Raw genomic sequence first — 12,271 nt, forward strand, 5'->3', positions numbered from 1 at the left:
ATTAAATATTAATATAATTAAAAAAAACGAAGTGTGTAAAGAAGAATTTTTTATCGGGCAGGAAAAACTATCCGATTTGAACGGCTTTTTGGGCGCTTAAGGCGCCCTGCCGAGTATGAATAGCCATTGATAGCAATTGAAAATTATGTTAAAAGTGGATAGGAAATATCGGGGGCCTGTCCCGGACGGGAAAATAACGCTGCCGGTGACGGAGCGCCGAATGATGGATCATGGAATCGGGGGGAGTATGATGATTTACAGAGAGATGACGAAGGAAGATTACGACGCGGCTTATTCGCTGTGGAAGAATACCGAGGGGATGGGGCTCAGCGCAGCGGATTCGCGGGAAGAAATATCCCGCTTTCTGGAACGCAACCGGGGCCTGAGCCAGGTGTGTGTATCTCCGGACGGCGGACTTGCCGGCACGGCGCTGTGCGGCCATGACGGGCGGCGGGGGTTTTTGTATCATGTCGCGGTAAGCGGGGAGCACCGGGGGAAGGGAATCGGACGGGCCCTGGTGTCGAACTGCCTTGAAGCCTTGCGCGCGGAGGGCATCGCCAAATGCCATCTGATGGTAATCGGGAGCAATGCGGACGGCCAGCGTTTCTGGAACGGAATCGGCTGGGAATTCAGGGACGGCATTCTGCTGTACTCGCACGTCACCTGACAAAAGAGCGGCTCATGTTCATCCCTGCAAGCCGGGTGCGCTGCCTGTATAAGGCGTAGAGCGGGCGGCACAGGGCCAGAGATTCGACAAATTTCACAGTTTCTCCGCCATTGCAGTATAATTAAATAAGCAATGATTTGATTTCATAATAAAATGCCGAACCGGCGGGAAGCCGGGAGCGGCATTTTGAGCTTTGGAAGAAAGCGGAGGCTTAAGCCATGCGGTTTAAAGATGTATTCTCTATAATAGGACCGGCGATGGTCGGGCCTTCAAGCTCCCATACGGCGGGGGCGGCCCGCATTGGCCGGGCGGCCAGACAGCTGCTGGGCGAAATGCCGCAAAAGGCGGAGGTTATTTTTTACGGATCGTTCGCGGCGACCTATCAGGGACACGGCACGGACCGGGCGATTGCCGGGGGACTGCTGGATTTCCCGACTGACGATTTGCGGCTGCCGGATTCCATTGAAATTGCCGAGCAGGACGGCATGGACATTTCGTTCCGGCAGGGTGCCGGATTGTTCCCGCATCCCAACACAGTACGGCTGTGTCTGTACGGCAGCGGCCAAGGTCTGACGCTTACGGGGATTTCGATCGGGGGCGGCAACATCGAAATTGTCGAAATCGACGATTTCAGCGTCAAGCTGTCCGCGATGTATCCGACCGTTCTGATTCATCACATGGACTATCTCGGCGTGCTGGCAAGCGTGACCGATACGATGCGCAGAGGCCAGGTCAACATCGGGCATATGTCTTTGGACCGCAAAAACCGCAGCGGAGCGGCTCTGACCGTACTGGAGCTGGATGAGATGCTGGCTCCGGAGCTGCTGAGCGAGCTGGAAGCCCTGCCCGCGGTGAAGTCGGTGAAGCTGATTCACCTGGACGAAGGTCCGAAGGAAGAGAAAGGGAAGGGAAAGACTTCATGAATTTTCAAACGTTAAGCCAGCTCGCGAATTTGGCCGAGGAACGGGCTTTAAGTATCGGCGCCTTGATGGTGGAAGAGCAGAGCGCCGAATCCGGACGTTCCGCGGAGCATGAATTTGCCAAAATGAAGGAATATTACGGGGTAATGAAGGAGGCCGTGCGGCGCGGAATGCAGGAGAACACGAATTCGCGCAGCGGCTTGACCGGACTGGACGCCCAGCGCGTCGGAGCTTATAACGCCGCGAACGAATCCTGTCTGGGCGGACCGGCGGGTCAGGCGATGGCCTATGCGCTGGCCGTCTCGGAGGTGAACGCCTCGATGGGACGCATCATCGCGACCCCGACGGCCGGCTCCTGCGGCATTATTCCCGGTGTATTCCTGAGCTGTCAGGAGCGCTTCGGCTGGGACGATGATGTTATGACTTACGGACTGTTCGCCGCCGGAGCGATCGGCTATGTCATCGCCAATAATTCCTTTGTTTCCGGAGCCGAGGGAGGCTGCCAGGCCGAAGTCGGTTCGGCGATCGGCATGGCGGCGGGAGCGCTGACCGAGCTGCGCGGCGGCACCCCAGTCCAGGCGGTACATGCCGTGGGTCTGGCGCTGAAAAACACCCTCGGGCTGATCTGCGACCCGGTAGGCGGCCTCGTCGAAATTCCCTGCATCGTCCGCAACGGCTTCGGCGCCGTGACGGCGCTGGCGGCGGCGGATATGGCGCTGGCCGGAGTGCGCAGCGTCATTCCGTCCGACGAGGTCATCAAGGTCATGCTTGAGGTCGGCTCGGCCATGCCGGAGAAGCACCGCGAGACGGCCGGAGGGGGCCTGGCCCAGACGCCGACCGGCCGCAAAATCATGGAGGATTTGCGCCAGCGGCACAAATAACCGGACTAGAGCAGCTTGAAGCGGCGAAGCTGGTCCCACTGTCCCTCTCGCTTCAGAATTTCCGGCTGCTTGGAACCGATGAGGTCGAAATGGGGGAATGGGGGCCGGTTATGGATATGCTGCGGAGGCAGGCCGTTGTCCCTGCACCAGTCGGCAAGACGGCCCAGGTCGCTGCAGCCGACCTTGGTCACGGTCGTAATTCCGGGGAAACGCGGATCGAGCCAGTAATGGGTCAGGAAAGCGATCTCTCCGTCCAGGACCGCCTGTTTCCAGCGGTTTAGTTCTTCTCTTTTTACACCAAAGGCCATAGCCGTTCCATCCTTATCTCTTGTATGTAGCTTAATTATAGCTGTTTCCGCCGGCTTTGCACCTGCAGGGCGCGGTTCGAATGTCATCGCGAAAGGAGGACAAGCGGCATGAACGGACAGAGCAGGGCGGATATCCGCCCCGGGCTTGAAGTTGACATCGTGCTGAAGCAGGATCAGCCTACGGGCAAGTTGACCCGCGGCACGGTCAAGGATATTTTGACGAATTCGCCCCGTCATCCCCATGGCATTAAGGTGAGGCTGACAAGCGGTCAGGTCGGGCGGGTCAAGCATATTCTTGATCCGAAATCCGGCAACTGATTCCCGCATGATCATTAACGCCCCATTCCTCGCGCGCCGCAGTCGATTGATTATGCGGCTTGCCGGAATGGGGCGTTTTGTATGGCTGTATAACGTTATTTGCCCATAAATTCGTCGACATACTGGTCAGCTTTGGCCTGATTGCACAGGTTGCAGGCGCAGACGCAGTTCATGGGCGTCGTATGCCCTCCCTTGGCGCGGGGCAGCAGATGGTCGATCGTATCGCCGTATAAGCCGCAGAAATGACAGGTATAGCGGTCCCGGGTCAAAATATACCGGCGGAAGTCCTTGTTGCTGTACAGCCGGCGGATCGTCCGGCGGTTGACCACCACGGCGGCCTGCTCCCGCACCAGCGTAACGGCGAGATCGAGGTCAATCTCCTGATGCCAGCGACGTCCCTTGTCGCTGTATCCCCGCATCAGAATCATTCCCTGCCTGGAGGGAATGAGCGCAGAGATGTCGTCTGGCTCGGGCTTTGGCCCGCGCTGGCGCTGAAGGGACGCCGCCTGTTCCGCTGTGCGCGGGCGGGGCTTGGCTGTCCCCTCCGAAGCGGAAGCATGCGGCTTCCGCTCGAGAGCGGCCGTTCCGCGGGAACGCTTGCGCTTCCGGGGCTTGTGCGCCGGCGCCTCCCCGGCGGGACTTGGCGCGGAAGCGCCCGCCGCAGGAACCGGCGCCTCCCCGGGCGCCGACTCCGGCGCGGACCGCTCCTTCGCCGGTGGCTTCGCCTGGCGCGGGCCTGGCCTGCCGGCTGCGGGAGACGCCGGGACGGCAGCGCCAGCAGCCCCCGGTGAGGCCTGGCTGCCGGGCGCCGGGGCTGCGGCGCGGGCTGGCCCAGCCGGCCAGGCCTTTGGCGGCGCTGCGGCTCGAGCCGTTAACGGCGCCGGGGTCTGCGCCTTTGGCTGCGCCGTCTCTGGCAGGGAGGCGCTTCGGGCCGCTTCGGCCTCGCGGCGTTTCCGACATTCCCGGCAGGCGCCTCGGCGCGACTCCGCCTTGGAGCGTCTGCCGGTGCGTCTGCGGAATTCCGAGAGCGGTTTATATTGAAGACAGTAAGCGCATTGTTTGGTTGTATGCTGATCAACTGAAGGCATGGGCATGCTCGAAAGCGGCCGGCCGGAGCCGCCGCCCTCTGTCACCTCGTTTTATAAAATATAGAAAGTATTAGCTTCCCGCTTATTCTTGAAATATAAAATTCTTTAAATTGGTCCCAATGATACAAGTATAACGCAAAGTACGGATAATCACACTTTTCATGCCGCTTCTATTGTTTTTGACCCGGTGTAATCTGTGTCTCATCGCGGAGCAGAAGGATTCGGTATAATGAGAGCAGATGATGACCGCTCGTTTGCGGGCCGCCCAACTTAAGAATGGAAGCGGGGAACAAGGAATGAGTCAACGGGTAAACCGGCCGGAGAAGCCAATCGCGGGAGCGGAGAGTACGTCCGCAGGAAGACGGCCGCCCGCCGTGCTGTTTCTTTATGTTTTGCAGGCCTTTTTGGGCCTGGGAGCGATCGTCGGAGGGGTGATGCTCATAATCGATCCGAGCGAAGGAATGATGGGGATGCCGGCGGATACCGTGCTGAAGAGGTCGCCTTTTTCCGACTTTTTGTTCCCGGGGATTATACTGCTGGCGGTATTCGGATTGTTTCCGCTCCTTGTGCTGTACGGTATGGTCAAAAGACCGCGCTGGGTATGGGCCGACACGCTTACTCCCTTTAAAGAACTGCATTCCGCCTGGACGCTGTCATTATATGTGGGATTCGGCCAGATTATCTGGATCATGGTGGAGACTTATATCATGAATTTGGTCAGCCTCGTGCATGTATTTTATATGAGCCTTGGGCTGCTCATTCAGATTGTGACTCTCCTTCCTTCGGTGCAGCGTTTCTTTCTGCTGCCTCCCGGGCGGGGAAGCTATGCGGCGGATGACCACGGGATGCGGACGGCTTCAAGATAAAGCTATAATAGTCTTGTCTGCAGATGGCTATAAATACGATTGGAGTTTGTTTTATGGAGGAAGTAAAAGGGAATTTAATTACGGTACGGACACTGGCGGAGGATTTCCGGCGCCTTGGTCTGCGTGAAGGAATGACGGTGCTGCTGCATTCGTCGTTCAAATCGCTGGGCGAATGGGTGGCGGGCGGGCCCGCCGCCGTGATTCTGGCGCTGGAAGAAGCGCTGGGTAAAGACGGAACGCTCATCATGCCGACGCATTCGACGGATCTCACCGATCCTTCGGACTGGATTAATCCTCCGGTTCCGAAGGAGTGGTGGGATTCGATCCGGGAGGAGATGCCGCCTTACGATCCTGGGTTGACGCTTCCGCGCGGTATGGGCGTTATTCCGGAAACGTTTCGCAAACAGACGGGAGTGCGGCGCAGCGGGCATCCGCTCTATTCCTTCGCCGCCTGGGGCAAGCATGCCGATACGGTCACTGCCGGGCATGAGCTGCCCTACGGTCTCGGCGACGGATCGCCGCTTGGACGGCTGTACGATCTGGACGGCATGGTGCTGCTGCTGGGTGTGGGGCATTTGAACAACACCTCCATGCATCTCGCGGAATACCGTGCCGGTTACCCGGGGAAAAAAGAAATCACCGCAGGCGCTCCGATCACCGAGAACGGGGCGAGAAGATGGACGCGGTTTCCCGATCTGGAATGGAACTCGGATGATTTCGGCAGAATCGGCGAGGACTTTGAACGGGAAACCGGGCAGGTCCGGCAGGGCCTGGTCGCGGCGGCGCCTGCCAGGCTGATGTCCCAGCGGGCCGTCGTCGATTATGCTGTACGGTGGCTGGAACAGCGGCGTTAGGCGTTATTAACCGCCAAGGCCGGGATGGCCGACAATCGTCATCTGCAATACAAAAGGTCCAACCGGACTGTTCCCGGTTGGACCTTTTTTCAGTGTTAGGCAAGCCGGCCGCGCCCATCTCGGCCCCGATTATCCCGAACGGATCCCTGGAATGGGGCGGGAACCGCGATGGGCGGCCTAACCTAGCGCGCCGTCTTATAGCGCTGGCTGCGGAGCGGGAATAACCTCCCGCCCGTCCATATACTTCCGCAAAGCCTGCGGAATATAAATCGAGCCGTCTTCCCGCTGGTGGTTCTCCAGCAGCGGAATGAGGATGCGCGGCGTCGCAACCGCCGTGTTGTTCAGCGTGTGGCAGTAGCGCGGCTTGCCGCCCGCGTCCCGGTAGCGGATATTCGAGCGCCGGGCCTGGAAATCAAGCAGATTCGACGCCGAGTGCGTCTCTCCGTAGGCGTACCGTCCCGGCATCCAGGTTTCGATGTCGTACTGCTTGTGCGTCTTCAGCGACATGTCGCCGGTACAGACCGCTACCACGCGGTAAGGAAGCTCCAGCAGCTCCAGAATATGCTCCGCGTTCGCCAAAATCTCCTGCAGCATATTTTCCGACACCTCAGGGTCATTCTCGCACAGGACGACCTGCTCGATCTTCGAGAACTGGTGCACGCGGTACAGCCCGCGCACGTCGCGCCCCGCCGATCCGACCTCGCGCCGGAAGCAGGGCGACATCCCGGCCAGCCTCATCGGCTCGGCCAACTCGACAATCTCGTCGCTGTACAGCGAGACGAGCGGCACCTCCGAGGTGCCCGCCAGCCAGCGGTTCTCGCCGCTTAGCTCATACGTCTGGTCCATCCCGCCGGGGAAGAAGCCCGTGCGCACAAGCGTCTCCGGACGGACAATGGCCGGCACGTCCATGACCGTAAATCCCCTTGCCGCCAGCACGTCGAGCGCAAGGCGCTGCACGGCGAGATGCAGATACACTCCGGTTCCCTTGAGCGTATAGCTGCGGGGCCCGCCCGCCTTGACGCCGCGCGGAATGTCGAGAATATCATGCAGCTCGCCAAGCTCCACATGATCCCGGGGCTTAAAGCCGAATGCCGGCGGCTCCCCGCACCGGCGGGCTTCCACGTTGTCCTTATCGCTCTCGCCGATGGGCGTATCCTTCGATACGGGATTCGGGGCCAGCAGCATCAGCTCCCGGCATTTCATCTCCGCTTCGGCAAGCCGCGCTTCCACACCGGCCAACCTTCCGCCGATTTCCCTTACCTGCTCCTTGGCCGCTTCACCCTCTGCAGGTTTCCCCTGCCTCAGCAGCGCTTCAACTTCTTTGGTAAGCGTATTTCGCCGCGCCCGCAGCTCTTCGGTCTCTTGGCGCTGCCCGCGCCGGAGGTCATCCCATTCCAGCAGCTCATCAAGCGGAAAATCAACCTTTTTCCACTTGGCCGTCTGTCTGACAAGCTCCGTATTCTCCCTGATCCACACCATGTCTAGCATAACCGTTCGCTCCTTTTTGTAAAAAAATACAAAAAACGCCCTCATCCATGGGACGAGGAGCGTCAGCTCGCGGTGCCACCCAGGTTGATCGAACCCAGCCTTAAACAGCTTTCATTCGATCCTCTTTGGTCTTCGCGGTAACGGGCGAAACCCGGTAAACTTAGTGAGCGGTCTTAATGCCGCCCCGGTCGCAAACGCCTCGCGGTTGGATGCCGGTCATGGGCCTGATCGGGATGTGATGTTGCCGTTTAGTATAGCGCACGAAGGTGTTAATGGCAAGGCAACAGAGCGGAACCATGTTCAACCTGGCGCGTCAGGGGATGTTCGTTTGGGACAGTCTAACCGGCTGGCAAACCTGCTCAAGTGCAGTTTTTTTCATCGAAAGCGTCGGTTATCAAGAAGTTCCTATGATTGCGCAGGCATTTCAGTTGTGTGGACTGAATTTGAGGTTGAACAGGCCTAAAAAATGCACATTTACAGGCGTGTTACCCCGTGGTTGCTTCAAGTGGAAAAAAAGATGCACGATTTCAGGTTTTCTGCCCTATCCTGCTCACTCGCTCCCATTGAGGTTCGGATTACGTGGGCAGTTTGCCCGCCGCTCCGGCTGCAGCCGTAACCTCTTGCGGAGTACTGTTCTAGAAGAGAGTTTGCCGCGTTCGAACATCTGTGCGGTTATTGATGCTTAAAGGAGCCTCTTCGCCAAGATCTCATTATTTGCAGCGTTTTCCATTCTTTAGAGGCCCGTCCGCGTTGACATGAGGAGTGTCCCTTTGATACGATAATTTAAATTTAAGTTATTGTCGGGTTTGCGGGGCCTTGTCTCGCTGACTGACAGAAGAGGTGGAAAGTGGCTAAGATTGTAGTGATTAATGGAACGCCGTCGCTCGTATCGCGGATCAATGCGGTGATCGAGTATGCAGAGAATGGGCTTGGCGGCAAAGGATTTGAGGTCGAGCGGATCAATGTGGCGGAACTGCCGCCGGAAGATCTGATTCATACAAAGTTCGAGAGCGAAGCGATTGTGAAGGCGAACGGCCTCGTGGCCGAAGCGGACGCTCTGATCATCGTAAGTCCGGTATACAAGGCTTCTTATACGGGGGTTCTCAAGACGTTTCTGGATCTAATTCCCCAAAAAGGACTTGCCGGAAAAATCGTGCTCCCGCTCTTTATGGGCGGCAGCCTTGCGCATCTGCTTACGATTGATTACGCTCTGAAGCCGGTATTGTCCGTGCTGGGCGCACGCCATATCCTAGGTGGCGTGTACGCGGTGGACCCCCAGGTTGCGCGTAATGATGCCGGAGCGGTGGAGATTGCCGATGAGCTGAAGCTGCGGCTGGACAATGCGTTGGGTGAGTTCGCGGAAGAGACGGAGCTGAAAGCTGGCCGCAAGGCGCGCCCGTAGTTCTCGAATGACTTTGGAAAAAGGGAAAAGCAGCAGAACTCCAGCAACGCGGAGTTTGCTGCTTTTCTTTTTCTGTCCGCTGCGGGCCGCCGAATCAATGTCCGAACATACTTTCCGGCTCCATCAACATGTGGGCGCAAGAACGTATCGTCAAATTTTAAACGTTATGAAACAAATTTATGAATCAGGAAAAACTGTGGTCATTGTGACGCACGATCCACAAATTGGAGACAGCTGCGAAAGAATCATTCAGATGAAAGACGGACAAATTTCCACCCTCTAGGTCACACACTCCCTTAGGTTCGTTTTCCAGGGTATGGTTATCCAGATATCTTGATATTCGTTAATATTCCTGTAAAGCGTTGTTTATCAACGAAACTCACCCTCGTGCCCCTTGGGGAAGAATTCTCGCAACAGACCATTTCCGCTTACGGATCTCACGAGGTCTTTGGCTGATGGGAGTCTCCACTGTGAATCGTCCACGCGTCTCAGACGGCTTCTGTCTCGTTGCCAAGGAGAATACGGGTCAACAAAATAGACGCCAAACGAGGAATATAAAGTTACTGGTCGGTGGGTGTACCGCTGGGATTGATTTTGACTCTCCTTCCCCGTCCCGGGTCTAGTAAAAATCCCGACGTTTGTACGTTCCCCCCAAAATCTTTCCTCGATTACAATTATTTTATTGAGTACAGGTGGTGAACTGAAGTGAGTATTTCAATGCGGGACAATGTCTATAATCATTCATACAGGACTAGGGAGATGAGACTATCAAAAAGGTAAGAAAAGTTCTGCTTTATTTGGGAGCAACTATTATTTTACTTGTTGGGTTAGCATTGATTTTTCCCACATGGACTCCCAAAATTGACGGCGTAAACAGCATAAGCGTACTCGAGCAAGTCGAAATTAATGGCACCGGTCATGAATTGATGATACGAGGTCAGGATAAGAACAATCCTATTATAATTTTTGCACACGGGGGTCCAGGTGTTTCGGAAATACCCTATGTAACCAAATACCAAGACCTACTGGAGAAGAATTTCACGATTGTCCATTACGACCAAAGAGCCAGCGGGAAATCTTATCACTTTGGAGAAGATTATTCCAACCTTTCGACAGATCTATTAGTGAAAGATTTATTGACTTTGACGGATTACATATCCACTCGTTTCAACCAAAAGAAGGTCATACTAGTACAGCATCAGAATTAAAATAGTTAACTTTTGGTAGATATGATATAGTCGAGAGAAAAAGAGGTATCGACTATGAAACTACGTGCATATGCGGTTTGCTTGACCCCGGATCAGCAGAAAGAATTACAAGGGGTGTGCTCAAAAGGGAAAGTGGCCGCACGCTCACTCCGGCGAGCACAAATTCTGTTGTGGGCGGACGAGAACCGGGTGGGCGGCAAGCTTTCGGACACCACCATTGCGGAGCAATTACACATCCACACCAACACGGTATATCTGGTCCGTAAGACCTTTTCGGAAAAGGGATTACAGGCTGCTGTCGAACGAAAAAAGAGACTGACACCGCCAAATCCTCCAAAGGTTACCGGCGAACTGGAGGCGAAAATCATCGCGCTCAGTTGCAGTACTCCGCCCGCTGGAAGAAGTCGGTGGACCCTTCGACTTTTAGCAGACAAGACCGTTGAACTGGGTTACATTGACAGCATTTCGTACGACACGGTGGACCGCATTTTAAAAAAACGAACTCAAGCCCCATCTTCGTAAGTGTTGGTGCATTCCACCGAAGCAGAATGCAGCGTTTGTGGCAGCCATGGAAGATGTATTAGAGGTCTACCATTTACCCTACGACAGCGAATGTCCCGTGATTTGCATGGATGAGAAACCGTTCCAACTGCTGGATGACGCTCGAAAACCGATCCCGATGAAGCCCGCCAAGCCGCTGCGTGAAGACTCCGAATACGTACGTCATGGGACCTGCAGTATCTTTATCTTCACTGAACCGCTTGTGGGCTGGAGACACGTCAGCGTTCGTCCTCGCCGCACAAAAATGGAATGGGCGGAGCAAGTTCGAGAACTGTTAGACGTACATTACCCGAGTGCACCCAAAATTCGTTTAGTGATGGATAATTTAAACACGCATTCGATCGCCTCGTTGTATGAAGCCTTTGAACCGGAAACCGCCTTGCGTCTAGCCAAACGGCTCGAAATTCATTACACCCCCAAACATGGCAGTTGGCTGAACATTGCTGAAATTGAGCTGAGCGTAATGACGCGCCAATGTTTAGCAAGACGAATTCCGTCAATAGAAGAATTAGCAAGCGAACTGACCGAATGGGAATCTGCTCGTAACGCTTCTCAAAGAGGTATAGATTGGCAATTCACTACCAAAGATGCACGGATAAAACTTAAAAGGCTTTACCCACAATTTAAAGACTGATGCTGTACTAGTCGGCCATTCCTTTGGAACATATATTGGCATACAGGCTGCGCAACAAGCTCCTGAAAAATATGAAGCCTATATCGGCATTGGACAGATGTCCAATACCTTAGAAAGCGAATTGGATGGTTTGAATTTCACGATTGATCAAGCAAAATTGAGCGGTAATACAACCGACGTCGAGTATTTGCAAGGGTTAACTGAAAAAGTTCAAAGCGGCGATATATTAACTCCACGCCATTATGTTCGAAAATATGGCGGTGCTGCAAGACTGATCGATGATAATGCGGACATGGCTGATGGTTTATTGTTCGGACCGGAGTATAATTTATTAGATCGCATCCGTTATTACCGTAGCGTATCTTATGCACAAGAAATTTTAATAGGGCAAGCATTCAAAAAACCTCTGCCTACGATCGTCACAAAACTAGATTTACCGGTGTATTTTATTATGGGACAATACGACTACATGACTTCCACGAAATCAGCCAAAACATACTTTGATCAGATTGATGCAAATAAAAAGGAATTTTTAACGTATGACCAATCCGCTCATTATCCGCAATTTGAAGAAAAAGAAAAATTCTCAAAGTGGATGGTGGATTCGTTCACAAGATGACGGAAAGCATGCATGAGCAAGTTCCTCTTCAGAGACCGTGGCAAAGTCGTGGCCCTTGGGGAAGAATTCTCGCAACAGACCATAACCATTCTCATAGGAGCAGCGTTGCCAAGGAGAATACGGGTCAGCGAAAAAGTCCTTGATCTGGAGAAGATGTTCCACCGAGGCGAAGCAAGCAAACTCCTTCCCTCGGTCTACCTTGCACTTTGGAAGGCAGGCTACGGGAACTGGCTGGCTACAACGCCACAGGCGACCTCCATGGAATGTTCAAAGTATTCTTATCTCATTGTTCAGAACAAATATTTATTACAATCAGCTGTACCGCCTGCGGATACACCGAGTTATACAAAGCGGAAACGTCCAGCGGACTTAATATCTTAGACTTTTTCATGAATTGATCTTGTCCAAGGCCGATTGCGGATCAGCTATACCAACGGTTACCGGAAAATAAAAAACG

Annotated in this window: 14 protein-coding genes and 2 pseudogenes; 12 read left to right on the forward strand and 4 right to left on the reverse strand. The window is 54.6% G+C overall.

Features of this window, described 5'->3' with window-relative positions:
* The first annotated feature begins 145 nt into the window (after positions 1 to 145).
* The 3 genes from PUR_RS02080 to sdaAA all read left to right on the forward strand — a co-directional run bounded on the left by PUR_RS02080 (position 146) and on the right by sdaAA (position 2,468).
* Positions 146 to 667, forward strand: coding sequence for a GNAT family N-acetyltransferase (locus tag PUR_RS02080; RefSeq protein ID WP_442953748.1), 522 nt, complete (start codon positions 146 to 148; stop codon positions 665 to 667).
* 218 nt (positions 668 to 885) lie between these two features.
* Positions 886 to 1,590 (forward strand): L-serine ammonia-lyase, iron-sulfur-dependent subunit beta, encoded by a 705-nt coding sequence (sdaAB, locus tag PUR_RS02085; RefSeq protein WP_179033812.1) that lies wholly within the window; start codon positions 886 to 888, stop codon positions 1,588 to 1,590.
* Positions 1,587 to 2,468 (forward strand): L-serine ammonia-lyase, iron-sulfur-dependent, subunit alpha, encoded by an 882-nt coding sequence (sdaAA, locus tag PUR_RS02090; protein ID WP_179033813.1) that lies wholly within the window; start codon positions 1,587 to 1,589, stop codon positions 2,466 to 2,468. The genes sdaAB and sdaAA overlap by 4 nt, the downstream gene beginning before the upstream one ends.
* Before the next feature lie 5 nt (positions 2,469 to 2,473).
* On the opposite strand, the gene PUR_RS02095 is transcribed toward sdaAA, so the two are convergent.
* Complete coding sequence (locus PUR_RS02095; protein ID WP_179033814.1) at positions 2,474 to 2,776, reverse strand: hypothetical protein; 303 nt, start codon at positions 2,774 to 2,776, stop codon at positions 2,474 to 2,476.
* 108 nt (positions 2,777 to 2,884) lie between these two features.
* On the opposite strand from PUR_RS02095, the gene PUR_RS02100 reads away from it, so the two are divergent.
* The gene (locus PUR_RS02100) at positions 2,885 to 3,094 is read left to right on the forward strand and encodes a YwbE family protein (protein ID WP_179033815.1); all 210 of its coding nucleotides are present in this window, start codon (positions 2,885 to 2,887) and stop codon (positions 3,092 to 3,094) included.
* Between the two features lie 95 nt (positions 3,095 to 3,189).
* Here the strand turns inward: PUR_RS02100 and PUR_RS25895 are convergent, their stop codons facing one another.
* Complete coding sequence (locus PUR_RS25895; RefSeq protein WP_232101678.1) at positions 3,190 to 4,182, reverse strand: HNH endonuclease signature motif containing protein; 993 nt, start codon at positions 4,180 to 4,182, stop codon at positions 3,190 to 3,192.
* Between the two features lie 296 nt (positions 4,183 to 4,478).
* Here PUR_RS25895 and PUR_RS02110 point away from each other — a divergent pair, with 296 nt between their 5' ends.
* Positions 4,479 to 5,048: a hypothetical protein gene (locus PUR_RS02110; protein WP_232101679.1), complete on the forward strand. Its 570-nt coding sequence runs from the start codon at positions 4,479 to 4,481 to the stop codon at positions 5,046 to 5,048.
* Between the two features lie 53 nt (positions 5,049 to 5,101).
* Positions 5,102 to 5,902 carry an AAC(3) family N-acetyltransferase gene (locus PUR_RS02115; RefSeq protein WP_179033816.1) on the forward strand — a complete coding sequence of 267 codons (801 nt, stop codon included), beginning with the start codon at positions 5,102 to 5,104 and terminating at the stop codon, positions 5,900 to 5,902.
* A 195-nt stretch (positions 5,903 to 6,097) separates the two neighbouring features.
* On the opposite strand, the gene serS is transcribed toward PUR_RS02115, so the two are convergent.
* On the reverse strand, positions 6,098 to 7,390 hold the full coding sequence (serS, locus tag PUR_RS02120) for a serine--tRNA ligase (RefSeq protein WP_179033817.1): 1,293 nt from the start codon (positions 7,388 to 7,390) through the stop codon (positions 6,098 to 6,100).
* 272 nt (positions 7,391 to 7,662) lie between these two features.
* On the opposite strand from serS, the gene PUR_RS02125 reads away from it, so the two are divergent.
* The 5 genes and pseudogenes from PUR_RS02125 (at position 7,663) to PUR_RS02150 (ending at position 11,814) form a co-directional block, all read left to right on the forward strand.
* Positions 7,663 to 8,076: a hypothetical protein gene (locus PUR_RS02125; RefSeq protein WP_232101680.1), complete on the forward strand. Its 414-nt coding sequence runs from the start codon at positions 7,663 to 7,665 to the stop codon at positions 8,074 to 8,076.
* Between the two features lie 161 nt (positions 8,077 to 8,237).
* Complete coding sequence (gene ssuE / locus PUR_RS02130; RefSeq protein ID WP_179033819.1) at positions 8,238 to 8,792, forward strand: NADPH-dependent FMN reductase; 555 nt, start codon at positions 8,238 to 8,240, stop codon at positions 8,790 to 8,792.
* A 767-nt stretch (positions 8,793 to 9,559) separates the two neighbouring features.
* Positions 9,560 to 9,991: pseudogene (locus tag PUR_RS02140) on the forward strand (alpha/beta fold hydrolase); the annotation flags it as partial.
* Positions 9,992 to 10,054: 63 nt separating this feature from the next.
* Positions 10,055 to 11,195, forward strand: a protein-coding gene (locus tag PUR_RS02145; RefSeq protein WP_179033643.1) for an IS630 family transposase whose coding sequence is annotated in 2 segments (ribosomal slippage) — positions 10,055 to 10,494 and positions 10,493 to 11,195 — 1,143 coding nt in all. Because the reading frame shifts where the segments join, the coding sequence is not laid out codon by codon here.
* Between the two features lie 40 nt (positions 11,196 to 11,235).
* Positions 11,236 to 11,814 carry a hypothetical protein gene (locus PUR_RS02150; RefSeq protein ID WP_442953820.1) on the forward strand — a complete coding sequence of 193 codons (579 nt, stop codon included), beginning with the start codon at positions 11,236 to 11,238 and terminating at the stop codon, positions 11,812 to 11,814.
* A gap of 9 nt (positions 11,815 to 11,823) precedes the next feature.
* Here PUR_RS02150 and PUR_RS26455 read toward each other — a convergent pair.
* Positions 11,824 to 12,080: pseudogene (locus PUR_RS26455) on the reverse strand (IS30 family transposase); the annotation flags it as partial.
* On the opposite strand from PUR_RS26455, the gene PUR_RS02155 reads away from it, so the two are divergent.
* Positions 12,078 to 12,212 (forward strand): zinc ribbon domain-containing protein, encoded by a 135-nt coding sequence (locus tag PUR_RS02155; protein WP_179037709.1) that lies wholly within the window; start codon positions 12,078 to 12,080, stop codon positions 12,210 to 12,212. The pseudogene PUR_RS26455 and the gene PUR_RS02155 overlap by 3 nt on opposite strands.
* The last annotated feature ends 59 nt before the right edge of the window (positions 12,213 to 12,271 follow it).

This window comes from Paenibacillus sp. URB8-2 (genome assembly GCF_013393385.1).
Taxonomy (GTDB): Bacteria; Bacillota; Bacilli; order Paenibacillales; family Paenibacillaceae; genus Paenibacillus_AQ.

Coding starts and splice junctions, on each gene's coding strand:
- PUR_RS02080 (WP_442953748.1), top strand. CDS start 146: ATGTTAAAAGTGGATAGGAAATATCGGGGGCCTGTCCCGGACGGGAAA.
- sdaAB (WP_179033812.1), top strand. CDS start 886: ATGCGGTTTAAAGATGTATTCTCTATAATAGGACCGGCGATGGTCGGG.
- sdaAA (WP_179033813.1), top strand. CDS start 1,587: ATGAATTTTCAAACGTTAAGCCAGCTCGCGAATTTGGCCGAGGAACGG.
- PUR_RS02095 (WP_179033814.1), bottom strand. CDS start 2,776: ATGGCCTTTGGTGTAAAAAGAGAAGAACTAAACCGCTGGAAACAGGCG.
- PUR_RS02100 (WP_179033815.1), top strand. CDS start 2,885: ATGAACGGACAGAGCAGGGCGGATATCCGCCCCGGGCTTGAAGTTGAC.
- PUR_RS25895 (WP_232101678.1), bottom strand. CDS start 4,182: ATGCCTTCAGTTGATCAGCATACAACCAAACAATGCGCTTACTGTCTT.
- PUR_RS02110 (WP_232101679.1), top strand. CDS start 4,479: ATGAGTCAACGGGTAAACCGGCCGGAGAAGCCAATCGCGGGAGCGGAG.
- PUR_RS02115 (WP_179033816.1), top strand. CDS start 5,102: ATGGAGGAAGTAAAAGGGAATTTAATTACGGTACGGACACTGGCGGAG.
- serS (WP_179033817.1), bottom strand. CDS start 7,390: ATGCTAGACATGGTGTGGATCAGGGAGAATACGGAGCTTGTCAGACAG.
- PUR_RS02125 (WP_232101680.1), top strand. CDS start 7,663: ATGGCAAGGCAACAGAGCGGAACCATGTTCAACCTGGCGCGTCAGGGG.
- PUR_RS02155 (WP_179037709.1), top strand. CDS start 12,078: ATGTTCAAAGTATTCTTATCTCATTGTTCAGAACAAATATTTATTACA.